Raw genomic sequence first — 26,422 nt, forward strand, 5'->3', positions numbered from 1 at the left:
CCACAAGGGGGAGGGACTAACGCGCGGCGCCACCTGAGGCGGACATCGGCCGTTCCGCGGATGAAACGATGAAATGGGGTACGCCGGCACCGCATCTAAGTCCCTCCCCCTTGTGGGGAGGGGTTGGGGAGGGGTTTTTTCGTAGGTTTGCGAGCGCCGGACGGTGACAGGCCGGTTGCCCGTCACTTCGCGGTGAGCTCGATCAACTCCTGCAGCAGAGCCGTGTCGTCGGATCCATCTTGATCGTCGGGCCTCATAACATGGGTCAGCCAGGCCCCGTCGGCCGCCAGGCGAACGATCTCGAGCCGCGTTCCCGTGTCGGTCGCGGCGTGCCTGATGAGCCGGTCATTGATCCATTTGTGCCAGAGGTTTTTGGAGTAAGGATCGGCAAGAACGGTCATGGTTTGCGCCGACCATGGGCTGCTGTTGAGGGCGCGGTCGGCAAACAGGGTGCGGACATAGGCGCGGGTGAATGTGCCGTGGCCGCCGTTATCCCTTGCCAGCTCTTCATCGATTTCGCGGTCGAAGCTTTCCATCATGCCGTCGAAGACGGCCTCCACCAAAGCCTGTTTATTCGGGAAATGATGAAACAGGCCGCCCTTGGTGACGCCGGCGGCGGTGGCGACCGCCTGGAGGCTGACGGCGGCCAGACCGTGCTCCAGCGCCAGCCTGGTGGCGCAATCGAGGAGAGCCTGCCGCACCACATCCGGCTGTTTCTTTCTGTTGCGGGGGCTATCTACCAATGCATGACCTGGGTTCGAGATGAGATTCGCGAGGAGGAGACCGGAGGGGATCAGTATCACTCCCGGGATCACCGGGCTATGGCGCCGCGAAAAGTGATGTTGCTATCATACCAACCGGTAGGTATCTTGCAAAGCGAAAAAAGATCGACTATCTGTCGGTCCAGGAGGCCCGCCGAACGTCATGTCGGCGGGCTGTGCTTTTTTGGACCTCAGTGGGACCGTCAGGAAGGCTTACGAACATGTTTTTTCATACGAAATCATTGCGTTATGCGCTAACGCTGGCGCTGTTCCTCGCCGTCGGCTTGCCGGCTTACGCTCAGGAAGGCGGCGCGATGCCGCCGGCCGCCGTCAGCGTGCTGACGCTGAATGCGCGTCCGGTTCCCGTTGTCAGCGAATTGCCCGGGCGGATTGCTGCGACGCGGGTTTCGGAGGTGCGAGCCAGGGTTTCAGGCATCCTGCAGGAACGGGTCTTCGAGCAGGGCAGTCTCGTTCAGCAGGGCGATGTGCTCTATCGGATCGATCCCGCCCTATTTCGGGTCCGCGTCGCAAGCGCCGAAGCAAGCCTCGAGCGTGCCAAGGCCACGCAGTTGAATGCCCGCCAGCAGCTGGAGCGGCAGAAATCGCTGCGTGACCGCGATGTCGCAAGCGGGGTCGAATATGATACGGCGGCGGTCGCCGTTGCCCAGGCCGATGCCGATGTCGCGCTGGCGCAGGCCGCACTTGACGAAGCGAAGATCAATCTCGGCTATACCGAAGTGCGGGCACCGATATCAGGCATCATCGGCGGTGCGCTGGTGACGGAAGGCGCGCTGGTGACGGCCGATGCCGGCGATGCGCTGGCGATGATCCAGCAGATCGACCCCGTCTATGCCGACTTCACGCAGTCCTCAGGCGCGTTGCTGGCGCTGAAGCGGGCGGTCGAAAACGGCAGCCTCGCCTCGACGGAAGCAGGCAAAGCCGACATCAAGCTGGTCTTCGACGACGGCACGGTCTACGGCCAAGCCGGAAAGCTGCTTTTCCGTAGCGCCAGGGTCGATGCGACGACGGGCCAGGTGACCCTGCGCGCCGAATTCCCCAATCCCAAGGGCGATCTGCTGCCGGGTCTTTACGTCAGGGTCCGCATCGAGCAGGCCGTCCGCGAGAAGGCAATCCTCATCCCGCAGCGCGCCGTCATCCGCGCGGCCGATGGCAAGGCGCAGGTCTATGTCGTCGAGGAGGGAGACGTGGCGCAGCCGCGCGATGTCGAACTCGGTCAATCCTCTGGCAATGAATGGGTGGTCGAAAGCGGCCTGTCCGCGGGCGAACGCCTGGTCGTCGACGGCGTGCAGAAACTGCAACCTGGCGCCAAGGTCGCGCCTGAGGAGTGGCGTAGCGGCGAAGTCGCCTCCGGTGACGCCAGGAAGCCGGAGTAAGATCGATGGCACGTTTCTTTATCGATCGCCCGATCCTTGCATGGGTCTTTGCGATCTTCATCTCGATCGCAGGCCTGATCGCGCTGCCGTTCCTGCCGGTCGCGCAATATCCGAAGGTCGCGCCGCCGCAGCTCAGCATCACCACCAGCTATCCCGGCGCATCGCCGCAGGACATCTATCAGGGCGTCACCCGCCAGATTGAGGAAGAGCTGAACGGGGTCGAGCATCTTTCCTATTTTGAATCGACCTCCGATACCTCGGGCGCGATGACGATCACCGCGACGTTTGCGGCGGGCACCGACATCGATCAGGCCTCCGTCGACGTTCAGAATGCCATCCGCCGCGTCGAACCGCGGCTGCCGCAGTCGGTCAAGGATCAGGGCATCACGGTCGAGGAGGCGTCATCAGGCTTCCTGATGTTCATCTCGCTGACCTCTACGGATGGGAAGACCGACGAGGTGGCGCTCGGCGACTACCTCAACAGAAACGTCATCGGCGAGCTGCGCCGTCTTAACGGCGTCGGCCGCGCACAGCTGTTTGCCTCGCAGCGGGCAATGCGCATCTGGATCGATCCCGACAAGATGGTCGGCCTGAACCTCACCACATCCGATATCAGTGCGGCGATCTCGGCGCAGAATGCCCAGGTGGCGGCCGGCCAGATCGGCGCCGCACCCAATCCGATCTCGCAGGACCTGACGGCGACGGTGCTGGTCAAGGGTCAGCTGACCGACAGCAAGGAATTCGGCGACATCGTGCTGCGCGCCAATGCCGACGGATCGAACGTCCGGCTGCGCGATGTCGCGCGGATCGAAGAGGGCAGCGAGAGCTACAGTTTCTCCACCCGGCTGAACGGGCAGCCGAGCGCTGCCATCGCCATCCAGCTGTCGTCGACGGGCAATGCCGTCAACACGTCCAACCTCGTCAAGGCGAAGATGGAGGAGCTGTCGCGCTTCTTCCCGGCGGGTGTCGAATATTCCGTTCCCTACGACACCAGCCCGTTCGTCTCCGCATCGATCGAGAAGGTGGCGCATACGCTTGCAGAAGCCGTCGCGCTCGTCTTCATCGTCATGCTCATCTTCCTGCAGAGCTTCCGCTACACCATCATTCCAACGCTCGTCGTGCCCGTCGCGCTGCTCGGGACGCTGGCGGTGATGTTTGCCGCCGGTTTCTCGATCAACGTGCTGACGATGTTCGCGATGGTGCTTGCCATCGGCATTCTGGTCGACGACGCCATCGTCGTGGTCGAAAACGTCGAGCGGCTGATGGCGGTGGAAGGGCTGTCGCCGAAGGAGGCGACCAAGAAGGCGATGCGGCAGATTACCGGCGCGATCCTCGGCATCACGCTGGTACTGTCCTGCGTCTTCGTGCCGATGGCATTCTTCCCCGGTTCGACCGGCATTATTTACCGCCAGTTCAGCCTGACCATGGTCGTTTCCATCCTGTTTTCGGCCTTCCTGGCGCTGTCGCTGACGCCGGCGCTCTGCGCCACTTTCCTGAAGCCGATAAAGGGCCATCACGAGAAGAAGGGCATCGCCGGCTGGTTCAACCGCAAGTTCGACCGGCTGACCGGCCGATATGCCCGCACCGTCGAGGGACTGGCCAAGCGCTCCTGGCGGGTCATGGTCGTCTATCTCGCGGTCGTCGTCGGCCTCGGCTATCTCTTCGTCAATCTGCCGAGCAGCTTCGTGCCGGATGAGGACCAGGGCTTCCTGATCGTCGACGTGCAGGGGCCGCCGGAGGCGAGCCGCAACCGCACGGTCGCCTCGCTCGAAAGCATTGAGGCGATCTTCAAGCAGGAGCCGGCGGTTGAGAACGTCGTCGCGATCCAGGGCTTCAGCTTTTCCGGCCAGGGGCCGAATGCCGCCCTGGTGTTCGTCACGCTCAAGGACTGGGCCGAGCGCGGTGCAGGCAATTCGGTGCAGGAAATCTCCAACCGGGTCAATATGCAGCTGTTTGCATTGAAGGATGCGACATCCTTCGCGCTGTCGCCGCCGCCGATCGAAGGCTTCGGCACGACCAACGGCTTCACCTTCCGCCTGCAGGATCGCGGCGCAAAGGGACAGGCGGCGCTGACCGAGGCGGCGGGACTGCTCGTCGGCAAGGCATCGCAGAATCCGATCATCGCCGGCATCCGGCCGGAAGGCATGCCGGATTCGGCTCAGCTGGTGCTCGTCATCGACCGCGAAAAGGCCAACACCTTCGGCGTCGCCTTCGCCGACATCAACAGCACGATCACCGCCAATCTCGGCTCGAGTTATGTCAACGACTTCCCGAATTCCGGCCGCATGCAGCGCGTCATCGTGCAGGCGCAAGACAAGAGCAGGCTTCAGGCCGAAGACCTGATGAAGCTCAACGTCCGCAATGCGAGCGGCGGCATGGTGCCGCTCTCATCCTTCGCGGTCGCTGAGTGGCAGAAGGGGCCGGCACAGATCGTCGGTTATAACGGCTATCCCGCCGTTCGCATTTCGGGCGCTCCGGCGCCGGGATATTCATCGGGCGCGGCGATCGCCGAAATGGAACGGCTGGCTTCGGAACTTCCCGATGGCTTCGGCTTCGAATGGACCGGCCAGTCGCTGGAGGAGCTCAGATCGGGATCGCAGGCGCCGTTCCTGTTCGGCCTCAGCATTCTTTTCGTCTTCCTGCTTTTGTCGGGGCTTTACGAGAGCTGGTCGATCCCGCTGTCGGTGATGCTGGTCGTGCCGCTTGGGGTGATCGGCTGCGTACTGGCGGTGATGAGCCGCGACATGTCGAACGACATCTACTTCAAGGTCGGCCTGATCGCGATCATCGGCCTGTCGGCGAAGAACGCCATCCTGATCGTCGAATTCGCCAAGGATGGCTTCGCCGAAGGGAAATCGCTGATGGATGCCGCGATCGAAGGCGCTCGCCTGCGCTTCCGGCCGATCATCATGACCTCGCTCGCCTTCACCCTGGGCGTGGTGCCCCTGGCGATTGCCACCGGGCCAAGTGCCGCCAGCCAGAATGCGATCGGCACCGGCGTGCTCGGCGGCATGATCTCGGCGACGGTGCTGGCGATCTTCTTCGTCCCCGTCTTCTTCGTCTTCGTACTGCGCCTGCTGCGGACGAAGCGGCCGGAGACCGTGACCGAGGACGTCCCGGCCGGGCAGGACGACCCGGCAACGGTGACGTCACCGACATAGTGATGCGTCACCCGAGGTGAGGATTCGCCCGAGGTGACGAAGGACCTGAAATGAGGAGTTGGCGGGTTGCCTTGCGTAACCCGCCAGAAACCTATCCACCGGCCTTGGGCGTGATCGTCACATCGGCGCCATAGGCATCGCGCAACTCACCTTCCTGTCCCGGCTGCCGGTCGGCGGCCTGGTGCAGCAGGATCGATTGGTATCCTTGCGAGCGCGTCCCCTCGATCAGTGTGATATCGGCATTGCCGGGATTGTCGGAGCGTTCGAACCATTCGACGGGGCGGTGCAGAAAATTCATTTCGACCGCCCGGTTGGTGACGCCATGGCCGACGATGACGACGTTGTGGTCGCTATTCTCAGCGTCGCGCATGACGGTCTGCAGGAAGAGACGCACCCGCTGGGCCACATCCGCCCGGCTCTCGCCATCCGGCGGCCGGGCGTAGAATTTGCCGCTGTTGCTGCGCAGCCTTGCCCATTTTTCGAATTCCTCGGGAAACTTCTGCTTCTGTTCGGCATGGTCATAGATTTCGGTGAAGAGGCCGAAATCCTGCTCGCGCAGCAGGTAATCCTCCCGGATCTCGCCGACGGCACTTTCCGGCAGGGCTGTGAGCAACGCATCCTTGCTCTGCCGTGTCCTGAGGAATGGCGAGTACCAGATCTGCAGCTTGCCGAAATCGGCGCGCTGCAATGCCTTCAGATAGGAGGCGATGGCCCCGCCGGCTTCAACCGCCTGGCGATGGCCCCACTCAGTCAGCGGCACGTTGTGATCGCCGAATTGGCGATAGGCCTGTTCGTTGAGGTTGCCGAGAGATTCGCCGTGGCGAACGAGAAAGAGGCGCATCAGCCATCCCGCAGTGTCGGATCTGGAATCGCCGTCATCATGAACGTGCCCGATGGAGAGGGCAACATCGCCACCGCGCCGGCTTTTCCGCAACCTGTCATCTTCCTGAAACACGAGTCTGGTTTTGGAAGGTGAGATGAAAGATGGGGCATGAGCGACGCTCGTGATAGACATGATGGAACCCAGACATTTCCGCACGCTCTTCATTTCCGATGTCCATCTCGGCTCGAAGGCCGCGAAGGCTGATTTCCTCCTAGATTTCCTGCGCCACCACGAGGCCGATACGATCGTTCTGGTCGGCGACATCGTCGACGGCTGGCGCCTGAAGCGCAGCTGGTACTGGCCGCAGGTCTGCAACGACGTCGTCCAGAAGCTGCTGCGCAAGGCGCGCAAGGGCACGCGCGTCGTTTATATCCCCGGCAATCACGACGAATTCCTGCGCGACTTCCCGGGCATGCATTTCGGCGGCATCGAGGTCGTCGACCGCATGATGCATGACGGCGCCGACGGCAAAAAATATCTGATCCTGCATGGCGACGAATTCGACGTCGTCGTCCGCAATGCCCGGCTGCTCGCCTATCTCGGCGACTGGGCCTACGACACGGCAATCCGCATCAACCTCCTGCTGGCGGCCGTGCGCCGCCGCCTCGGCATGCCATACTGGTCGTTCTCGGCCTGGGCAAAGCTGCAGGTCAAACATGCCGTCAACTTCATCGGCGAGTTCGAGCGCGTCGTGGCGGAGGAAGCGCGCAAAAGCGGCGCCGACGGCGTGATCTGCGGACACATCCATCATGCCATCATCCAGGACATGGACGGCATCCGCTACATCAATACGGGCGATTGGGTGGAAAGCTGCACGGCAGTCGCCGAGCATGAGGATGGCACCTTCGAACTGATCACCTGGCGGGCGCTCGCCAGCAGCGTGCCGGCGCTTGCCGCCATTGAAATGCGCGATGAAGGCGAACTGGCCCCGCAGGCAGCCTGATATCGGCATCGCCGGGCCCGCGCCCGCGCTCCACCGACTTACCCGTTACCGTCGGGCGACAGGCTGTATTTATTTTCTAAAACGTTTCAGTAGGGCTATTTCTCGCAATAGGCGCCTCCAGGGTGGTGTGTTAGGACAACGACCAATTTCCTTCAGGTCCACCAATGATTCCCGCCCAACAGTCCCCGAGTGAGGGAGCGCCGCCACGCTTCCGGCTGCTCAGCGCGCTTTCCTATTGCGCGCCGCTGCTCGTCAACGGCATCGTCCTGCCGTTCTTTCCCGTCTGGCTCGCGACCCACAGCTTCAGCGACCATGAGATCGGCATCATCCTCGCCATACCGATGGTGGTTCGCGTGCTGGTGGCGCCTGTCGTCGCGATGATCGCCGACCGTCTGAAGGAGCGCGCCGACGTGCTGCTCTGGTCGGGCGGCCTGTCGCTGCTGACGGCGATCGCGCTGTTCTGGACGACGAGTTTCTGGCCGGTGGCGATCGTTTATGCGCTGCAGGGCGCCACCTTCGCGCCCTATGTGCCCGTCGTCGAATCGATCGTCATCTCGGGCGTGCGCCGCTGGGGGCTCGATTACGGATCGATGCGCGTCTGGGGTTCGATTGCCTTCATCGTCTCGACACTGGTCGGCGGTCAGCTGATCAGCCGGTGGGGCGGCGGGTTGGTGCTTGATGTCATGGTGTTCGGCTTTGCCACGACCGTTGTCGTGGCGATCTTCTGCCCGCGCATCGGGCCGACACGCCGGCGCGGCCAGCCGATCAACATTCCGGCTGCCACCGGCGGCGGGCTGCGCGAGCCGCATTTGCTGCTGCTCTTGATCGGTGTCGCCATCCAGCAGTCGAGCCACGCGGTGCTCAACGCGTTTTCGTCGATCTATTGGCATCATCTCGGCTTTTCCGGCACAGAAGTCGGCCTGCTGTGGAGCGCCGGCGTTGCTTCGGAGGTGACGGTGTTCTTTCTGTCGAAGCGTCTCAACCGGCGCTTCGATGCCTGGACGCTGATCCGTTTCGGCTGTGCCGTCAGCGTCTGCCGCTGGATCCTGTTTCCGATGAATGCGGGCTTTGCCGGGTTTTTCCTGCTGCAATGTTTCCACGGCTTCACCTATGCCTTCGTGCATACCGGGGTGCAGCGGCGGATCATGGCGACGGTGCAGGAGACGCAGGAATCCTCGGCGCAGGGCGCTTACTTCTTCTATGTCGGCATGGCGATGGCGCTGATGACGCTGGCGTCGGGTTATCTCTATGCCTGGCTCGGCGTCGTCAGCTATTACGTCATGGCGCTGGTCGCGTTCTCCGGCCTCGGCCTCGTCATTTCAGCCTATTACCTTCAGCCCCAGAGCGTGCTTTCGGGCGGAAAAACCAGGGAAGCGGCGTAGCGCAGGCCGGGTTCGCGGTCGCGGGCAAGCAGCAGCGGGCCGTCGAGGTCGACGAAGTCGGCGTTCTGGGCGAGCAGCACGGCCGGCGCCATGGCAAGCGAGGTGCCGACCATGCAGCCGATCATGATGCTGAAACCAATCCGTTCCGCCTCGGCCTTCATCGCCAAGGCCTCCGTCAACCCGCCCGTCTTGTCGAGCTTGATGTTGATCGCGTCATAGCGGTCGGCAAGGCTTGCGAGATCGCCGGTGTGGTGAACGCTCTCGTCGGCGCAGACGAGCAGCGGGCGGCGGATTTCGGCAAGCAGAGCGTCGCGGCCGGCCGGCAGCGGCTGCTCGACCAGAGCCACACCCGCTTGCGCCGCGATGTCGAGATGTCGTTCCAGCACCGCTTCCGGCCAGCCCTCATTGGCGTCGAGGATGATTGTTGCATCGGGCGCGGCCGCGCGGACGGCGCGGATACGGCTTTCATCGTCGCCGGTTCCGACCTTGACCTTCAGCAGGGCGCGGCCGGCATGTTCGCGGGCCTGGGTGGCCATCACCTCCGGCTCGCCGAGCGAAATGGTATAGGCGGTGGTGAGCGGCTTCAGATCGGCAAGGCCGAGACGGGCGGCAACACTTTCACCCGTTCGTTTCGCCTCAAAGTCCCAGAGGGCGCAATCGACGGCGTTGCGGGCCGCACCCGGCGGCATCGCCGACAAGAGGTCGCGGCGCGAGAGCCCGGCCTCGATCAGCGGACGCGCGGCATCGATCTGGGCGAACACGCTCTCCATGGTCTCACCGTAGCGGCGATAGGGCACGCATTCGCCAAGCCCTTGCGCACCGTCTTCGGCGAGTGTGCAGGTAATCACCTCGGCCGCGGTCTTGGCGCCGCGGGAGATGGTGAAGGTCCCGGCAATCGGAAAGGAATTCATCTGAATATCGAGGGTGCGCGGCATTATTGCTGTCCTGTGAGCATGGAAATCGCACGTTGCTTCTGTATATTGACGCGCCGGGCGACGAAGGATCCGCCGAGTCGGCAATGTCGCAGTAAGCCTTGAAAGACATAAGTATCTTGAACGCCGAGAATCGCAACGTTGCCTCACTAGATGTGGACGACCAGTCCGATGGTTCGGGGCAGCATGTGCGTCTCAAGGGCAACTGGCGCAGCGCCTATGTGCATTTCGTGCTGCGCGACTTCGAGAAGCTGCTGCATCAGAAGGCCGGCGACCTGACGGTCGATCTCTCCGACATTACCGATATCGACACTGCCGGGATCTGGTTGCTGTGCCGGCTGAAGAAGGAAGAGGAGGCGGCCGGACGGACCGTCCGCTTCGAAGGCACCAATCCGCATATCGACGAAATGCTGGCGATGTTTTCCGAGGAGCCGGCCAAACCGGAGCCCGAGCAGAGGGAGAAGGTCTCGCTTGCCGCGCGCATCCTCGCGCCGATCGGCAGGATGACCTACGACGTCTGGGACAATTTTGCCGCCGCCATGTATATCCTCGGCTCGGCGGTGCGCGGCGCGCAGATGAAGTTCGGCCGCGGCAGCGGCGTCTCGCCGGCCTCGATCGTCAACCAGATCGACCATATGGGCGTTCGCGCCGTTCCGATCATCCTCCTGATGTCGTTTCTGATCGGGGCGATCATTGCCCAGCAGGGCGCCTTCCAGTTGCGCTATTTCGGTGCCGAGGTCTTTGTCGTCGATCTCGTCGGCATTCTGCAATTGCGCGAAATCGGCGTGTTGTTGACGGCGATCATGATCGCCGGCCGTTCGGGCAGCGCGATCACCGCCGAGATCGGCTCGATGAAGATGCGCGAGGAGATCGACGCGCTGAAGGTGATGGGGCTGAACCCGATCGGTGTGCTGATCTTTCCGCGGCTGGTGGCGCTGACCATCGCGCTGCCGCTTTTGACGGTGCTGGCGAATTTCGCCTCGCTCGCCGGCGCGGCGGCCGTCGCCTGGGGCTATTCCGGCATCACCTTCGCCAATTTCCTGTCGCGCTTGCACGAGGCAGTGACGCTGTCGACGGTGCTCTCCGGCATGATCAAGGCGCCGTTCATGGCGCTGGTCATCGGCATTGTTGCCGCCGTCGAAGGGCTCAAGGTTGGCGGCAGCGCCGAATCGCTCGGCCAGCACGTCACCGCCGCGGTGGTGAAGGCGATTTTCGTGGTCATCCTGATGGACGGCCTTTTTGCGATGTTCTATGCAGCGATCGACTTCTAGCATGGCGAATCGCGTGGAAAAACCGATCGAAACGGAAGACAGGAACGAAAGGGACATCGTGCTGTCGGCGCGCGACGTCACCGTCGCCTTCGGCTCCAAGGTCGTGCTCGACAATCTCAACCTCGATATCTATCGCGGCGAGATCCTCGGCTTCGTCGGCGCATCGGGCACCGGCAAATCGGTGCTGATGCGCACCGTGCTCAGGCTGCTGCCGCGCCGCTCCGGCACGATCAAGATCCTCGGCCAGGATTTCGACGAACTCGACGAACCGCAGCGCAACGCGCTCGACATGCGGCTCGGCGTGCTGTTCCAGCAGGGCGCGCTGTTTTCGTCGCTGACGGTCAAGGAGAACATCCAGGTACCGATGCGCGAATATCTCGACCTGCCGCGCTCGCTGATGGACGAACTGGCGCATCTGAAGATTCGCATGGTCGGGCTTGCCGCCGATGCCGCCGACAAATACCCGTCCGAACTGTCCGGCGGCATGATCAAGCGCGCAGCTCTTGCCCGGGCGCTCGCACTCGATCCCGAACTCGTCTTCCTGGACGAACCGACCTCTGGTCTCGACCCGATCGGCGCGGCCGAGTTCGATGAACTGATCGCCAACCTGCGCGATAGTCTGGGACTGACCGTGTATATGGTCACGCATGACCTCGACAGCCTGTTCTCGGTCTGCGACCGTATTGCCGTGCTCGGAAAGAAACGGGTAATGGTGGAAGGCACGATCGACGACATGCTGGCCTATGACGATCCGTGGGTGCAGGCCTATTTCAAAGGTAAGCGGGCGCGCTCGATCGTGCCGCAGAATGATGGCGCGCGGCACGGCAGCAGCGGGAAGTGACCGGATAAATGGAAACCAAAGCCAATTACACGATTGTCGGTTTTTTCACGGTGCTGGTGATCGCGGCGGCCTTCGGCTTCGTCTACTGGATGGCCGAATACGGCCGCGGCGGCCCGATGACCGAGTTGATCGTGCGTATTCCGGGCTCGGCCAACGGCCTCAGCGTCGGCTCGCCGGTGCGCTTCAACGGCATTCAGATCGGCTCGGTGCAGACGCTGTCGATCGATGCCGACGATCCGCAATATTCGCTGGCTTTCACCCAGGTGCGCACCGACGCGCCGATCTACCCGTCGACCAAGGCCGCCCTTGAAATTCAGGGCCTGACCGGCGCCGCCTATATCGAACTGTCCGGCGGCCGCAAGGGCGAGGAAAGCATCCTCCAGCACGCGATCGACAACGGCAAACGCGCCGTCATCGTCGCCGACCAGTCGAGCGTCACCAATCTTCTGGCGACCGCCGACAAGATCCTCGATCGCGCCAATGACGCGGTCGGCGAACTTCAGGGATTCATCGAAGATTCACGCGCGCCGCTGACCCAGACGTTCAAGAATGCCGAGACCTTCTCGGATGCGCTTGCCAAGAATTCCGGCAATATCGACGCCTTCCTGCAAAGCGTCGGTGAGCTTTCGAACACGGTGAAGGCGGTCTCCGGGCGGGTCGATTCGACGCTTCAAGCGGTGGAATCGCTCGTCAAGGCGGTCGACGCGCAGAAGATCGACAACATCGTCTCCAACGCCGAGAAGATCACCGCCAATGTCGCCGATGCCTCCGGCGACCTGAAGGGGGCGATCCAGAAGTTCGACCAGACGGCCACCACCTTCAACGATTTCGGCAAGCAGGCCCAGGCGACGCTCGACCGCGTCGACACGCTCGTCGCCCAGATCGACCCGGCCAAGGTGAAAGGCTCTGTCGACGACATCGCGCAGGCCACCAAGGATGCACGTGCCGCCGTCGCCTCGATCCGCGATGTCGCCAACACGGTTTCGTCGCGCCAGAAAGATATCGACCAGACGATTCAGGACGTTTCGCAGCTTGCCAACAAGCTGAATTCTGCCTCGACCCGGATCGACGGCATTCTTATCAAAGTCGATGCGCTGCTCGGAACCGACAATACGCAGTCGATGTTCGCGCAAGCGCGCGATACGCTGGAATCCTTTAAGAAGGTCGCCGACAACCTGAATGCGCGCATCGGGCCGATCGCCGACAATCTGCAGAAATTCTCCAGCGGCGGCCTGCGCGACGTGCAGACGCTCGTCAACGACATGCGCGGAACCGTGAACAATCTGAACGACACGATCACAAACTTCGACCGCAATCCGCAACGTCTGATCTTCGGCGGGGACACGGTCAAGCAATATGACGGCCGGACGCGGCGTTAACTGGGAAGTCAGGGGTAGCCTAATATGGTCGCATCGCATCTGTTGTCGCGCCGTTCTTGGATCAGGGGAACGGTGATCGCGCTGCCGCTGACGGCGTTGATCCTTTCCGGGTGCGGCACCGCGGCCAAGAACGATACCTATGACCTGTCTGCCGCCGTCGACGGCGACGGACCCGGGGCCAAATCGCGCCAGATCCTGATCGCACCGCCCACGGCGCTGAGTGCGCTCGGCAGCGAGCAAATCGTCATCCGTGTTGGACCTTCGGAAATCCAGTATCTCTCGCGGGCGCAATGGGGCGACAAGCTGCCGCGCATGGTGCAGTCGAAGCTGGTGGAAGCCTTCGAGAACTCGGGCAAGCTCGGCGGCGTCGGCATGCCGGGGCAGGGGCTGGCGATCGATTATCAGGTCGTTACCGATATCCGATCCTTCGAGATCGATGCGTCGAACGGCAACCAGGCGGTGGTCGAAATCTCCGCCAAGATTCTCAACGACCGCAACGGCTCGGTGCGCGCCCAGAAGGTGTTCCGCGCCACGGCCCCGGCCGGCGGCGACAATGACGGGTTCGTCAAGAGCCTGGACCGCGCCTTCTCGACGGTTGCCTCCGAGATCGTCAGTTGGACGCTGCGTTCAATCTGAGATGGCGTTGCGCGGCCGCTGCGTCGACATCGAGGGTTGCCGATACTAAAAAATATTTGGCGCCATGAGGCTGCGGCTGCCATCGTATTCAATTTCTTCACGAATTTGTGGAACGCATCATGTTATCGCTGTCAGGAGGCATGCTGCATGGTGGTCGCACGCGTATTCGGAAAGTCGTCGTCGGAAGCGATACAGCGCGATAGCGAGCGCCTGGCTGCGTTGCAGCAGCTCGATCTCCTCGACACGCCGAGGGACGAAGGCTTCGAGCGGATCGTCCGCCTGATAAAGCAGATCTTTTCGATCGACATCGGGATCGTCTCTCTGATCGATGGACACCGGCAATGGTACAAGGCCTGTTCCGGCCTGTCGGCCGATGAGGTGTCGCTCGAGGACACGTTCTGCCGCTGCGTCGTCGACTGTGACGAGCCCGTCATCGTGCAGGATGCCACCAAGGATGCCCGCTTTTCAAAACATTCCGCGGTGACCGGTGAGGACCATATCCGCTTCTATGCGGGTGTGCCGTTGAGAACGAAGGCCGGGCACATGATCGGAACGGTATGCGCGATCGATCGCCGGCCAAGATCGTTCGGCAGCAGAGACCTCGGTATTCTTGAGGAACTGGCGGGGGCGGCGATGGACCGTCTCGAACTTGTGCAGTCGGCTGCCACCGACAGCCTGACGGAGGCGATGACGCGGCGCGCCTTCAAGCAGGAGGCTGATCAACTCATTTCGATTGCCTTGCGGCACCAGCATGACCTGTCCTGCATCGCTTTCGATATCGACCATTTCAAGCAGGTGAACGATACCTATGGGCATGCCGCGGGAGACGCGGTTCTCAAGACGGTAGCCTCGATTTGCAAAGCGACCCTTCGCGCCGGCGATCTGTTCGGGCGTATTGGCGGCGAGGAGTTTGCCGTCGTCCTGCCACATGTCGATCGGGAGGGAGCTGTCGCCGTCGCAGAGAAACTCAGAGCCGCCATCGCCGCGCAGCCCATTCGCGGCGATCACGGCGCCTTGAACGTCACGGCGAGCTTCGGAACCTCGGCGCTCTCGATGGTCAGCAAGGAGATCGAAACGCTCTTGGCTCAGGCGGATGCCGCGATGTATCAGGCCAAGCATGCGGGACGGAATCGTTGCGTGTCATGGAGTTCCATCCACGCCGACCACGCCATCGGCGCGCGGCGGCGGGTGCTGAAGGCAGGTTCGATCCTGTTCAACGATCGACGCTCGACCATCGACTGCACCGTTAAATCCATCGGCTCGGAAAGCGCCGGCATTTCGGTTTCGAATTCGGCCGGCATTCCTTCCGAGTTCATTCTTGCCATCAAGGGCGAAGGATTCGAAACGAATTGCAGGGTGATCGCCCAGGACCGGCAGCACCTGGAAGTGGCGTTCAGATAGCTGGAGCAATTCCAGGAAAAGTGCGAAGCGGTTTTCTGTCCGCAATTGCGTAAAAACAAAAAGCGAGAGCGGTTCTGCGCTTCCATCAAAAACCACTCTCAGACAGCAGCCTACTTCGTCGGCTGCGTATCCGTCATCGTCACTCCCGGCTGGTTGCCTGGCGTTGTCGAAGCTGTCGCGTTCGATGAGGAAGACAGGGTGCTGTCCAGCAGTCCTGCCATCTTGTCGTCGCGCAGGCTCGCGGTCTTCTCGCCCATGACCACGCCGACGACGCGGCGGCCATCCTTCAGTGCCGACGTTACGACGTTATAGCCGGATGCATCGGTATAACCGGTTTTGATGCCGTCGACGCCGTCATAGCGATACATGAGGTTGTTGTGACCGCGCAGCTTCATGCCGCGGAACTGAAAGCCACGCATGGAGAAGAGCTTGAACTCCTCGGGGAAATCCCGCATCAGCGAGAGGCCGAGGGTCGCCATATCACGCGCCGTGGTCACCTGCTCCGGATCGGGGAGGCCCGAGGGATTTTTGAAGACGGTATTCGTCATGCCGAGCTGGCGCGCCTTGTCGGTCATCGTCGTGGCGAAAGCCAGTTCGGAGCCGCCGAGCTGTTCGGCAATCGCGACGGCAGAGTCGTTGGCAGACAGAACGACGATGCTTTCGACCGCTTCGCGCAACGTCACCTGCCGGCCGGCGCCGACGGCGAGCTTGAAGGGCTCCTTGCTCTCGGCATTTTCCGACATGGTCAGTTTCTGGTCCCAGGTGAGGCGTCCCCCATGCAGGGCCTCGAAGGCGAGATAGAGCGTCATCATCTTGGTCAATGATGCCGGATAGTTCAGGACGTCCTGATTGGAGGCTTCGAGAACCTGACCGGACTGGGCATCGACGACGAAGCTTGCCTGGCCGGCTTGAGCCAGCGTGAAAGCGCCCATGAGCACGGCTGAAGAGAGCGCGGTGGCAAGGAGCCGTGAGGTCGTCTTGGTCATCGATGTTACTGTCTCTGTCGTTGGACGGTCGGGTGAGCAATCGGCTAAACGCAAGCCGATCGAGAAAGTTTGTGACGAAATGAAGGACGGACGGCAATAAAAAAGCCCCATCCACAGCTGATTCATTTTGTCTCGCCGTCTTGGCCTTTGACAACGGCACGGGCGGCACGTAGAAAATTCATCATGACCATGAAGCGCGCTTCCTTCTCCTGCCAATTCAGCACCTGCCTGCAGGTCGCGATTGTGCGCGCTTTTGACGGACGAGGTCTCCGCGTCCTGCTGTGACGTTGGGCGCTGTGGGCGTCCGGCGCACCGCTGGACGTAAAGCCCCCACCACGTCAATCAAGGCTGCCAGGGAGACAGGCACCGTGCTCAATCTTTATCATGTCAGTTCGCTCGTCCATTGGGAGGAGCGCGAAATCCATCTGCGCGATCATATGATCGCCTTCTTCTCGCAAGAGGTCCGCAGCTTTCTCAAATCGGTCAATCCGGCCTGGGATGTGCGAAGGGTCGAGGCACCGGCACTGATGCCGCGGGTACTGGTTTCCAGCGCCTATTCGAACTCCGACATCTGGATTCAGGAGCAGCTCTCCACCGGCGATACCGCGCTGGTGCTGAGACCGGAGACCACGCCGTCGACCTATGCCTATATGCAGCATATTCTCGGAAATCACTCGAAGACGCGACTGCCGCTTTGCGTCTGGCAGGCGGGCCGGTCTTATCGCCGCGAGCAGGAGCAGCCGGCGAAACATATGCGGCTGAAGGAGTTCTGGCAGCTGGAATTCCAATGCGCCTTCACCGCCGACAGCGGCAACGACTATCACGCCGCCTGCCTCGAACCGGTGCGCCGCATGATTTCCTCGCTGATCCATCTGCCGACGCGGATCGTGGCCTCCGACCGGCTGCCGGCCTATTCCGAGGTGACGATGGATATCGAGGTCGACAACGGCGACAAGTGGATGGAGGTCTGCTCGATCTCACGGCGCACGGACTTTCCGCAACGCTACCGGTCGCAGCCGAAGAAGGGAGCGGTCGTCGACCACGATGTCCTCGTGCTGGAAATCGCCATCGGTCTCGATCGATGCGTTTACAATTGGGGCATGGCAGCCGACAGATAGGACAGGGCGGCAAAGGCGTCAGTCTGCTATGGCAGACTACTTCTGCTTGCCTTGGCATGCATCTCCTCTACAAATAAGGGATGGACGAGGCCGGACAAGTCGGTCCGGCTTCTCCGCCGCATATTCACAAACGGGTGAGAGACCATGCTGGTGATCTTCGGCGGCTTGCCGGGCAGTGGAAAGACGACTATTTCGCGCGCCCTCGCGACCCGGCTCGGAGCCGTGCATGTGCGGGTCGATACGATCGAACAGGCAATCAGAACGTCGGGCGACTCTTCCCATGACATCGGCCCGGCAGGCTATGTCGTCGCCTACGGCATCGCGCAGGATAATCTGACGCTCGGCAGGCCGGTGGTCGCAGATTCGGTCAACCCTTTGACCATAACCCGCGAGGCCTGGCTGGCGGTCGCTGCGCGCTCCGGCGTGATCGCGGCCGAGGTCGAGGTAATCTGTTCCGACAAGACCGAACATCGCCGCCGGGCCGAGACGCGCAAAACCGACGTCGAAGGTCTTATCAAACCGACATGGCCGCAAATCGTCGAGCACGTCTATGAAGACTGGGGGCCGAGGCCGATCGTTGTTGATACGGCTGCGAGGAGTGTGCAAGAGATCGTCGATGCGCTGATCGTCAGGCTCGGGAATTGATGCCCGACTGATTTGATTTCAGCTCGGGCATGCCGAGCCTTATGAAAAGGCAATGTCGGCGGCGGGGCGGATTTCCACCGTCGCCTGGCCCGCGTCGAAACCGTCGAGCGTTTCATTGTGGTGGGCGACGATCTCAGAGAAGGTGAGGGTGGCCGTGTCGCCGGTGGTATGACCGTCGGCAATCAGCGTCACGCCATATCCGAGCGAGACGGCGCGCCTGACCGTCGTGTCGACGCAGAATTGCGACATGCAGCCGCCGATGACGAGGTGGGTGATCGAGCGTTCGTCCAGGCATTCGGCGAGGTCGGTCTCGAAGAAGGAGTCGGCGCTTTTCTTGCGCACGACGACCTCGCCTGCTCCCAGCGCAATCTCCTGGCGCAGCGCCCATCCCGGCGTGCCGACGGCCAGGCGATGGCCGCTATCGCCGTCATGCTGGACCAGCACGACCGGCGCGCCTGCTTGCCGGGCTTGCTTTTGAAGCGCGGCCAGTCGCGCGACGGTCTCGTCGAGTGCGGCATCAATCTGAGGCTGCCGCTCCGGCGAGGCTTTTCCGGAGAGAATCGCATTCTGCACGTCGATGATCAGAAGAGCCTGGGTCATTTGGGGGAAGTTTTCCTTGCTTGTCGCCAAAGAGATTTTGCTCGCACTGGCGTATTACGCGAAAAGCCGCCTGACACATGTTCAAGCGGCTTTCCCTGAGCTTCAGTTCAGATCGGCAAACTCAGCTGAGCCTGCCGGCCGCATGGGCGAGCATGGTGTAGACCTTGCCCGTATCCGAGGTGAGGTAGGACTGTGTGACAGTCTGGTTCGGGTCGGTGCGGGCGACGTCGGCGAGCAGCTTTTCGAAATCACCGATATAGCGGTCGACGGCGGTGCGGAACTCCGGTTCGCGGTCGTATTTGCGCTTGATCTCGTCGAAGGTCTGCTGGCCCTTCAGCGTGTAGAGGCGGCGGGTGAAGACGTCGCGCTCGCCGCGCTGGTACCGGCGCCAGAGATCGACCGAGGCGTCGTGGTCGATGGCGCGGGCAATATCGACCGAGAGCGAGTTCAGTGATTCGACGACGTGGCGCGGATTGCGGCTGTCATTGCTGCGCGCGGCCGGTGCGGCGGTTTCCGCCGGTCGCGCCGGGCTACGGGCAGGCGCCTCGTCGGCGGCCTCCTCACGCGATGCGCCGCGCAGGAGATCGCTGATCCAGCCGCCGCTTTCCGGACGAGCCGGCTCCTGACGGCTTGGTTGCTGGGCAGGGGCAGCCTGCGGAGCGGCGCGCTGGGGGGCGGCCGGTGCAGACGGGGCGATCGTTCCGCGCAGGCCCGTCGCTTCGATCGGCGGACGCGCCGCCGGCTGCTGCGGCTGGGCTGCGACCGGCTGGCTGGCGACCGGCTGGCTTGCGGGGGGCTGGGCGGCACGCGCGGCCGGCTGCGCCTGAGCGAGCGTGCGGGCGACGGGCTCGGAGATCTCAAGCTGCTGGCTGGAGCGGCCGACGAGCTGGGAGATATCCTGGAGCGCCTTGATCTGCTCGGCAACCGCCCGGCGCATGGCGGAGGCGCTTTCCTTGGCTTCTTCGGGAAGGTCGAAGGCGCCGCGCTTCAATTCGGCGCGGGTGGCGTCGAGCTCGTTGCGGATGTCGGCGGCGGAGCGGCGGATATCATCCGTGGCGCCGGAGAAGCGGCCGACGGCATCGTCGATCGCTTCGCGCAACGCTTCGCGCATGTTCTGGGCGGCGCCGTCGGAGGCGCGGCCGGCTTCGCCGAGCATGCGCTCGACTTCCGACAGCGAGGCCGTCAGACCGCCGCGAATGCGGTTGGAGAGATCGCCGGAGCGGCGCTCGACATTGGCGAAGGTGCCGTCGATCGTCGTATTGGCCTCGTCGCCGGCGCGGGTGATCGCTTCGCGCATCGTCTCGGCCGCTTCCTGGGCGCGCTTCTCGGTTTCGGTGAGAATGCGGCCGATATCGGCAAAAGAGGATTGCACGCCCTGGCGCAGATTGCCGGTGACCTGGTTGGAGCGCTGCTCCGCCCGCTCGAACACCGTTTCGATCATGCCGCCGAGGCCGCGCATGGTCTTTTCGATCTCGTCGGAGCGCTGGACCAGGCTGACGGAGAGCGCCTGCAGCGCGCCTTCGCGCTCTTCGAGCGTCGAGGCGAGGTTGGACTGGGCGGCGCCGAGAAGCTGCGAGGCCTGGGTCAGGACCTTGGAGTGTTCGTCGAAGCGGCCGATGATGCCGCCGACCTGCGACAGCGTCTGGCCCGAAATGTCGGAAAGACGGTCGACCTTGCCTTCGAGAAGCCGGGTCGAGGCGTTGACCATCTCGGCAGCCTTGGTCGTGGAGTCGGCAAAGCGCGTCGTGGTCTCGCCGAGACGGCTGTCGACACTGGACAACTGCTCGGCGGCGCGGTTCATCATCATCGCCATCGCCGCACTGCTTTCCGACATACGCTCGACGAGGCCGTTGACGTTGCCGACCAGGCTGTTTTCGATGGCGCTGACGGCATTGGCGACATTCTCGGTGCGGGCGGCAACGGCGCTGGCGAGCGCTTCGTTTTCGGCGCGCAGACGATCGGCGCTGAGGTTGGCGGCGGCGGTGATGCGGGCGGCGGCCTGCTCGCCGGCATCGGTATAGCGGTCGATGATCGGACGGGCGGTTTCGTCGAGGATGCGCGTCAATTCGACCGAACGGCCTGCCAGCATCGAGTTGAGGTCGCGGGTGCGTTCGTCGAGCGTCGCGCGGATCGAATTGCCGCGTGCTTCGAGCGCCCGGTCGATCTCGGAGAAGGTCGTATCGATCTCGCGTGCGCGTTCTTCGAGATTGGAGCGGATAGCGCTGCTGCGGGCCTCGAGCGCCCGATCGACATCCGCCATCGTGGCAGAAATCTCGCTGCCGGCTCCCGACAGCGTCGAGCGGATGGCATCGCCGCGCGTCTCCAGAGACTGGCCGGCATCCGACAGCGCCTTGGAGATGGCATTGACCTGCGTGCCGACGATGGTCTCGGCCTCGGCGACCTTGTTGACGATGGCGTTGCCGGCTTCCGAGAAGGTCTGGGCGACGGCGGCGGCCTGGCTTGCGAGCCTGCTCTGGGCCTCAGTGACGCGGGTGACGATCTGCGACGAGCGCTCATCCATGGTGCGGGTGAATTCGTCGCTCTTGGCATTGAGATCGACGGCGAATTGCTGGCCGGTTTTGCCGAGCAGTTCGGTGGTTCTCGTCGCTTCGCCTTCCATTTCCTGCGCCGCTTCGGCAACCGCGCTGCGCAGCGTCGAGGCGAGGCCCGCGGCCTTGCCTTCGATGGTGCGATTGACGGCCTCGAGGCCGACGGTCAACGCACGGTCCATGGTGGCGAGACGTTCCTCGATGCGTTCATTGCCGCGGTCGAGGGTTTCGCCAAGGTTCGCCGTGCGGCCTTCGATGGCGCCCGTCAGGCTGGTGGCGCGGCTATCGAGCGTCTCGGCCAGATGAGCGGTGCGGCTGTCGATGGCCTGAGTAAGGTTTGCGGCACTGCCTTCCAGCGTCGACGAGATGCGCCTGTTGGCGTCGTCGCTGAGCGCGCCGAAACGGGAGATGCCGTCGGCAAGCACGCCGGAGAGCTGGCCGCTGGCGGCTTCGACCTTTTCGGCAACGCCGCCGACGCCGTCGCGGATGCGCGTTTCGATCGCCGCAAGACCGGCTTCGACACGCGATCCGGTTTCTTCAAAACGGCCCGTCAGGCTTTCCACAGACTGATCGAGTTGAGCGGAGAAATTCTGGGTGGAGCTGGAAATCGCATTTGCCGCCTCCTGGAAGCGGCCGGCGATCTGGCCGGCGCCGGCGTGCATGCGGTCTTCCAACGTCTGGGCGCTGGCATCGATCGCCTGGCGGATCGCGGCTTCACGGTCTTCCAGCGACATTTCGAGCATGCTGACGCTGGTCGCCACCGAGGTGCCGATGCTGGTCGCGTGTTCGGTGAGCGTATCATTGATCAGCGCATGCGCCTGGTTCAGCGACAGGTCGATGGCGTTGGCGCGATCCTCAAGCGTCGTGCGGATGCGCTCATGGGCAGAGGTAAGCCCGCCTTCGATGCGTGCCGCGGCCTCGTCGGCGAGGCCTCCGAGCCGTGTATGGGCATCGGTCAGACGACCTTCGATGCGGCCGGTAAGACCGCCGACGAGATCCTCGAAGCGGGCGCCGCCGGCGTCCAGAACGCCGGAAAGGGCGGCACTATGTTCGGAAAGCGCATTTTCGAGCCGCTGCTGGTTGTCGGTGTAGGCGGCGCGGATGGCATCGGTCTTGTCGGTGAAGGCGCCGGCAACGCGCGACTCGGCGCCGGAAACGGCCTCCATGATGGCGTTGCTGCGCGCTTCGAGCACGCTGTCGAAGCGGCTCTGGTTGTCGTCGAGCGAAATGGCGAGCGCCATGGTCTTTTCGTCGAGCGTATCGGTGAGCCGGTCGTGCGTTGCCGTTACCGCGCCGATGATCGCAGCGGTGCGGTGCCCCAGCGCTTCCTCGAGGCGGGCCTGGCCTTCGCTCAGCGAGGTGGCAATGGCCGCGGCGTTGCGGTCGAGCACACCGTTCAGGCCGTCATGCGTGCCGGAGACCGCGTTTGTGATCGCTTCGGCGCCCGAGGTCAGCGTCTCTTCGAGACGGCTCTGGCTTTCGTTCAGCGAAATGGCCAGCGCCATCGCCCGGTCGTCGAGCGTCTCGGACAGGCGGTCGTGGGTGGCGGAGACCGCACTGAGGATGGATGCCGAGCGGCTCTCCAGGGTGTCCTGCAGGCGGCTCCGACCCTCGTCCAGGGAGGCGGCGATGGCTGCCGACTTTTCGTCGAGCGTCTCCGAAAGACGGTCATGCGTGCCGGACACAGTCTTGAGAAAAGCCTCCGAGCGCGCTTCCAGCGTGTCTTCGATCCGCGACTGGCTCTCATTCAGCGAGATGGCAAGCGTCATCGCCTTCTCGTCCAGCGTTTCGGACAAGCGCTCATAGGTGCCGGAGACGGCATTCAACAGGGCTGCGGAGCCGGTCTGCAGCGTATCCTCGATGCGCGTCTGGGTTTCGTTCAGCGAAATGGCGAGCGCCATCGCCTTGTCGTCCAGTGTCTCGGACAGCCGGTCATGCGTGCCGGAGACGGCGTTCAGCAGCGCGGCGGAGCGGGTTTCGAGCGTCTCGTCGATGCGGGTCTGGCCTTCGCTCAGCGAAGTTGCAAAAGCTGCCACCTTGCCTTCCAGAGTCTCGGACAGGCGGTCGTGGGTGCCGGAGACTGCGTTCAGCAGAGCGGCCGAGCGGGTCTGGAGCGTGTCTTCGATGCGCGCCTGGCTCTCGTTCAAGGAGATGGCGAAGGCCGCCGCCTTTTCGTCGAGGGTCTCGGCAAGACGGTCGCGCGTGCCGGATACGGTGTTCAGCAGCGCCTCGGCACGCGCTCCCAGCGCATCCTCGATGCGGGCATGGCGCTCGTCGAGCGAGGTGGTCAGGGCGGCCGCCTTGCTGTCCAGAGTTTCGGACAGGCGGTCATGGGTGCCGGCGACGGCGTTTAGCAGGGCCGCGGAGCGGGTCTCGAGCGTATCTTCGATGCGGGCCTGGTTTTCGTTGAGCGAAATGGCGAGAGCCATGGCCTTTTCGTCGAGCGTTTCGGCCAGGCGGTCGTGCGTGCCGGACACGGCGTTGATGATGGCATCGGAGCGTGATGTCAGCGCTTCCTCGAAGCGACCGTGATGGGCGGTGAGCGCCTCGACGAGCGCGCCGCCGCGCTCTGCCATGACGCTGTCGATACGGCTGTGGGCCGTGCCGACCGCCTCGCTGATTTCTGCCGCACGCGCCGAAAGCACGCCGCTCAGTTCCTCGGCGCGACCGCCGAAGGCAGACGTGACCCGCTCGGTGCCTTCGGCAACGGCGGTTGTCAGATCGGTGGTGGTGGTGCGCAGCGTGTCGCGCAATTCGGCCGAGCGCGTCTGCAGATTGTTCTGCAGCTCGGAAGTGCCGGATGCAAGCGTCAGCGCGATGTCCGAAGTAGCGCTCTGCAGTGCCGAAGTCAGTTCGCCGGTGCGGCTGCTGAGCGCAGTGGTGATTTCGTCCGCCCGGGTGCCGAGCGCGCTTTCCAGCATTTCATGGCCGGTGGCGAGCGCGGTGGCGAGCGCCAGCGACTGATCGGTCATCGACGAGCCGAGCCGGTCGATGCTGGAACTCAGGATACCGTCGATCGACTCCGAGCCGCCGGTCAGCGTCTCGTTGATGCGGGCGAGGCTCTCCATCAGCTTGGTGTCAAGCGAGCCGGTGCGTTTGTCGAAGGCGCTGGTGAATTCGGCGACACGTTCGTCGAAGGCGGTCGACAACTGGGCAACGGTCGTCTGCAGCCGCTCTTCGAAGAAGCCGGAGCGGACGTCGAGATCCATGACGGCGTCGTCAGCCGAGCTCTGCAGGCTCTGGCGGAAGCTTGCGCCCTTCTCATCGAGGGCGCTGTTCAGCTTCGACAGCACATCGTCGAGCGTACCGCCGATGGTGCGTTCGCCTGATGTCAGGCTCTCGTTGATCTCGCGGGTGCGGGCGATCAGGATTTCGCTGAGCTGCTGCGTGCGCTCGTGCAGCGCGGCATTCAGCTTCTCGGTGCTGCTGTCCATGGTCGAGGCGCGCGTCTCGAACTGGCTGAGCAGTTTTTCGCCATGATCATTGAGGTTGACGGAGAGCGCTTCGAGACGGTTGTCGAATTCGGTGGCGAGCGCGAAACCCGATGCGTTCAACGTCTGCAACAGGCTGTCGGTCTTGGCGGCGAGCAGGCTGCCGATCGATTGCAGGGCGTTGTCGGATTTTTCCAAAATCGTCGCCGCGCGCGTATCGATCAGCGAGGCAAAGGCTTCGCCAGATGTGGAAAGCCGCACTGCGATCTCTTCGGTCGCAAGCGACAGCTCTTCCTTCAACTGGTCGTGGACGCTGCCGATCGAGGTGCGGATGCGGTCGGCATGGTTGACGATCGCCTCGCGCTCGGAACCGAGTTCGTGGACGAGACCGCGGACGCGCAACTCGTTATCGGCATAGGAGCGCTCCAGTGCATTGACTTCGGAATGGACGAGCGTTTCGAGCTCGGACGCACGCGCTATGGTGCGCTCGATGCCTTCGTTCATGGCCGAGACCTCACGGCGCACGGCCTGGCCGACGGTCATGATGCGCTCTGAGGCGATGGTTTCCGGCTCCGCCAGGCGCAATGCGACCTCCGCCATGGAGCGGGCGGCGTTGCGCATGTCCTGGGCGCGGGCGATCATGATGGCGAAAGCATAGAACATCATCACCGGAATGATGATGCCGACGAGGCCGGCAATGACGCCGGGCAGGGCAACGAGATCGGCGAGCGAGCGGATCTGCCAGATCTGCGGCGCATACAGCAGCGACATCAGGCCGAGGCCGCCCATGACCCAGAGCACTGAGAACAGCGTTGCGGTGCGCATCGCCGAGCGGCTGGAAGCACCGTCGAAGGATTTCAGGATCGAGGCGGGCGTGTTGCGGCTGGCATCGTTGGCGGGCGTGAAAGCCGGCCCTCTCGAAGCCTGTTCGCCAGCGCCACCGCGGCGGTTGCGGCGCTGCGCTTCTTCCTGGGCCTGCTGGTTACGCGCATTCACTGGATCAGACACATTAGCCTCCGGGGCCTCAGGCGCGTCGCCGCGGCGAGACGGCACGTTATCTTTGCCGAAGTCGATCTGGAGCGCCTCGTCCAATGCCTTGAACGCCTTGTCCTCAATCGACTCGTTATATTTGTTGTTCGCCATTGGTTATGCCTCGTTACTGTCGGCCGGTCCGGCAACGCAATCCCGGGCTTCCGCCTCACCCGGGGAACAACTTTGCCGTTTCAGCCTTCCATCCTAACGACGGACGGATAAGCATGTCATTTCAGAGTGGATAGCCGCTTTTTCAAACGGAAGGTATCAAAACACTACCATTATCCACTCGCTCGGCAAAGGCGCGTACCATAAACCCGCTCCACCAGTATCGTAGTGACACATCTGGGCTCTTCACACAATTAATGAAGGCTTGAGATTCAAGGCTCGTTAACTCGTTGTTAACATCTTTGAATCCGCGGCAGTGCTTAAAAACCAATAATTTAGGGATATTTAACGGACATTAACCATATGGCGAGATTTCCGGCCCGGATGTGCCGGAATTTAACGCGATGGCCACCCTCCTGACGCAGAACTGTTGCAACAGCGCACGACACGAGACGGGAGAATTGGCAATGGCAGCTCAGATGGCAGCATTGAACATCGTATTCGAGGCGCCGGATAATGCAAAGGGACCCTGTCCCTCCAAGGTCCGGCCGATCGATCTCGTCCATCTCGCCAAGCAGACGATGGGCGACAAGTCGCTGGAAATTGAAGTCCTTCAGATGTTTGCACGCCAGGCTCGCGCATGTCTGCAGGATATTGCGAGCGGCGAAACCATCCGGGTCGGCGCGGCGGCGCACCGCCTGAAGGGCGCGGCAAGCTCGGTCGGCGCGTTCCGCGTGTCGCAGACGGCCGAAGCCGTCGAGGAAACCGGCGGTGACGCCGGTGCGACGGCTGCGCTCGGTGCCGCCGTCATCGACGCCGAGAATTTCATCCTGAAGCTCTGCCGCGGCTGATCCCTGTTCTAGATGCGTTCAAATGAGGCCCGTTGTTCCATTGCGGAACCGCGGGTCTTTTTGCGACGTCTTCCATGACGCTTTGAAGACGGCGGGCGAGGGCGCGATCTGCGAGGTT

18 protein-coding genes are annotated in these 26,422 nt (G+C 63.0%); 12 read left to right on the top strand and 6 right to left on the bottom strand.

Features of this window, described 5'->3' with window-relative positions:
• Positions 1–182 precede the first annotated feature (182 nt).
• Positions 183–743, bottom strand: a complete 561-nt coding sequence (locus tag ATY75_RS17635) for a TetR/AcrR family transcriptional regulator (protein WP_088938575.1) — start codon at positions 741–743, stop codon at positions 183–185.
• Positions 744–982: 239 nt separating this feature from the next.
• On the opposite strand from ATY75_RS17635, the gene ATY75_RS17640 reads away from it, so the two are divergent.
• On the top strand, positions 983–2,155 hold the full coding sequence (locus ATY75_RS17640) for an efflux RND transporter periplasmic adaptor subunit (RefSeq protein ID WP_088938576.1): 1,173 nt from the start codon (positions 983–985) through the stop codon (positions 2,153–2,155).
• Between the two features lie 5 nt (positions 2,156–2,160).
• Positions 2,161–5,316, top strand: a complete 3,156-nt coding sequence (locus tag ATY75_RS17645; RefSeq protein ID WP_088938577.1) for an efflux RND transporter permease subunit — start codon at positions 2,161–2,163, stop codon at positions 5,314–5,316.
• A 91-nt stretch (positions 5,317–5,407) separates the two neighbouring features.
• Here ATY75_RS17645 and ATY75_RS17650 read toward each other — a convergent pair whose 3' ends face one another.
• The gene (locus tag ATY75_RS17650; RefSeq protein WP_088938722.1) at positions 5,408–6,157 is read right to left on the bottom strand and encodes a phosphoglycerate mutase family protein; all 750 of its coding nucleotides are present in this window, start codon (positions 6,155–6,157) and stop codon (positions 5,408–5,410) included.
• A 172-nt stretch (positions 6,158–6,329) separates the two neighbouring features.
• On the opposite strand from ATY75_RS17650, the gene ATY75_RS17655 reads away from it, so the two are divergent.
• Entirely contained in the window at positions 6,330–7,142 is an 813-nt protein-coding gene (locus ATY75_RS17655) for a UDP-2,3-diacylglucosamine diphosphatase (protein WP_088938578.1), read from the top strand.
• Positions 7,143–7,306: 164 nt separating this feature from the next.
• A complete protein-coding gene (locus ATY75_RS17660) occupies positions 7,307–8,524 on the top strand; it encodes an MFS transporter (RefSeq protein ID WP_088938579.1) in 1,218 nt (405 codons plus the stop codon).
• Here the strand turns inward: ATY75_RS17660 and dgcA are convergent.
• Positions 8,476–9,459, bottom strand: coding sequence for an N-acetyl-D-Glu racemase DgcA (gene dgcA, locus ATY75_RS17665; protein WP_088938580.1), 984 nt, complete (start codon positions 9,457–9,459; stop codon positions 8,476–8,478). The genes ATY75_RS17660 and dgcA overlap by 49 nt on opposite strands.
• A gap of 98 nt (positions 9,460–9,557) precedes the next feature.
• Here dgcA and ATY75_RS17670 point away from each other — a divergent pair, with 98 nt between their 5' ends.
• From ATY75_RS17670 to ATY75_RS17690, 5 genes are all read left to right on the top strand, one after another.
• Positions 9,558–10,727 (top strand): MlaE family lipid ABC transporter permease subunit, encoded by a 1,170-nt coding sequence (locus tag ATY75_RS17670; RefSeq protein ID WP_172599170.1) that lies wholly within the window; start codon positions 9,558–9,560, stop codon positions 10,725–10,727.
• A gap of 1 nt (position 10,728) precedes the next feature.
• Positions 10,729–11,568 carry an ABC transporter ATP-binding protein gene (locus ATY75_RS17675; protein WP_088938582.1) on the top strand — a complete coding sequence of 280 codons (840 nt, stop codon included), beginning with the start codon at positions 10,729–10,731 and terminating at the stop codon, positions 11,566–11,568.
• Between the two features lie 8 nt (positions 11,569–11,576).
• Complete coding sequence (locus tag ATY75_RS17680; RefSeq protein WP_064838665.1) at positions 11,577–12,947, top strand: MlaD family protein; 1,371 nt, start codon at positions 11,577–11,579, stop codon at positions 12,945–12,947.
• A gap of 24 nt (positions 12,948–12,971) precedes the next feature.
• Entirely contained in the window at positions 12,972–13,583 is a 612-nt protein-coding gene (locus ATY75_RS17685) for an ABC-type transport auxiliary lipoprotein family protein (protein WP_088938583.1), read from the top strand.
• 147 nt (positions 13,584–13,730) lie between these two features.
• Complete coding sequence (locus ATY75_RS17690; RefSeq protein WP_088938584.1) at positions 13,731–14,984, top strand: sensor domain-containing diguanylate cyclase; 1,254 nt, start codon at positions 13,731–13,733, stop codon at positions 14,982–14,984.
• Between the two features lie 110 nt (positions 14,985–15,094).
• Here ATY75_RS17690 and ATY75_RS17695 read toward each other — a convergent pair whose 3' ends face one another.
• Positions 15,095–15,970, bottom strand: a complete 876-nt coding sequence (locus ATY75_RS17695) for a D-alanyl-D-alanine carboxypeptidase family protein (RefSeq protein ID WP_064838662.1) — start codon at positions 15,968–15,970, stop codon at positions 15,095–15,097.
• A 368-nt stretch (positions 15,971–16,338) separates the two neighbouring features.
• On the opposite strand from ATY75_RS17695, the gene ATY75_RS17700 reads away from it, so the two are divergent.
• Both ATY75_RS17700 and ATY75_RS17705 read left to right on the top strand, forming a co-directional pair.
• Entirely contained in the window at positions 16,339–17,088 is a 750-nt protein-coding gene (locus ATY75_RS17700) for an aminoacyl--tRNA ligase-related protein (protein WP_088938585.1), read from the top strand.
• 144 nt (positions 17,089–17,232) lie between these two features.
• Entirely contained in the window at positions 17,233–17,733 is a 501-nt protein-coding gene (locus ATY75_RS17705; protein ID WP_088938586.1) for an AAA family ATPase, read from the top strand.
• 39 nt (positions 17,734–17,772) lie between these two features.
• Here ATY75_RS17705 and ATY75_RS17710 read toward each other — a convergent pair whose 3' ends face one another.
• Together ATY75_RS17710 and ATY75_RS17715 are read right to left on the bottom strand one after the other, a co-directional pair.
• Positions 17,773–18,333 carry a cysteine hydrolase family protein gene (locus tag ATY75_RS17710; RefSeq protein ID WP_088938587.1) on the bottom strand — a complete coding sequence of 187 codons (561 nt, stop codon included), beginning with the start codon at positions 18,331–18,333 and terminating at the stop codon, positions 17,773–17,775.
• 121 nt (positions 18,334–18,454) lie between these two features.
• Complete coding sequence (locus tag ATY75_RS17715; protein WP_088938588.1) at positions 18,455–25,456, bottom strand: hypothetical protein; 7,002 nt, start codon at positions 25,454–25,456, stop codon at positions 18,455–18,457.
• Between the two features lie 464 nt (positions 25,457–25,920).
• Here ATY75_RS17715 and ATY75_RS17720 point away from each other — a divergent pair, with 464 nt between their 5' ends.
• A complete protein-coding gene (locus ATY75_RS17720; protein WP_003569019.1) occupies positions 25,921–26,304 on the top strand; it encodes an Hpt domain-containing protein in 384 nt (127 codons plus the stop codon).
• The last annotated feature ends 118 nt before the right edge of the window (positions 26,305–26,422 follow it).

It is taken from the genome of Rhizobium sp. N122, from assembly GCF_002211295.1.
Classification (GTDB): domain Bacteria; phylum Pseudomonadota; class Alphaproteobacteria; order Rhizobiales; family Rhizobiaceae; genus Rhizobium.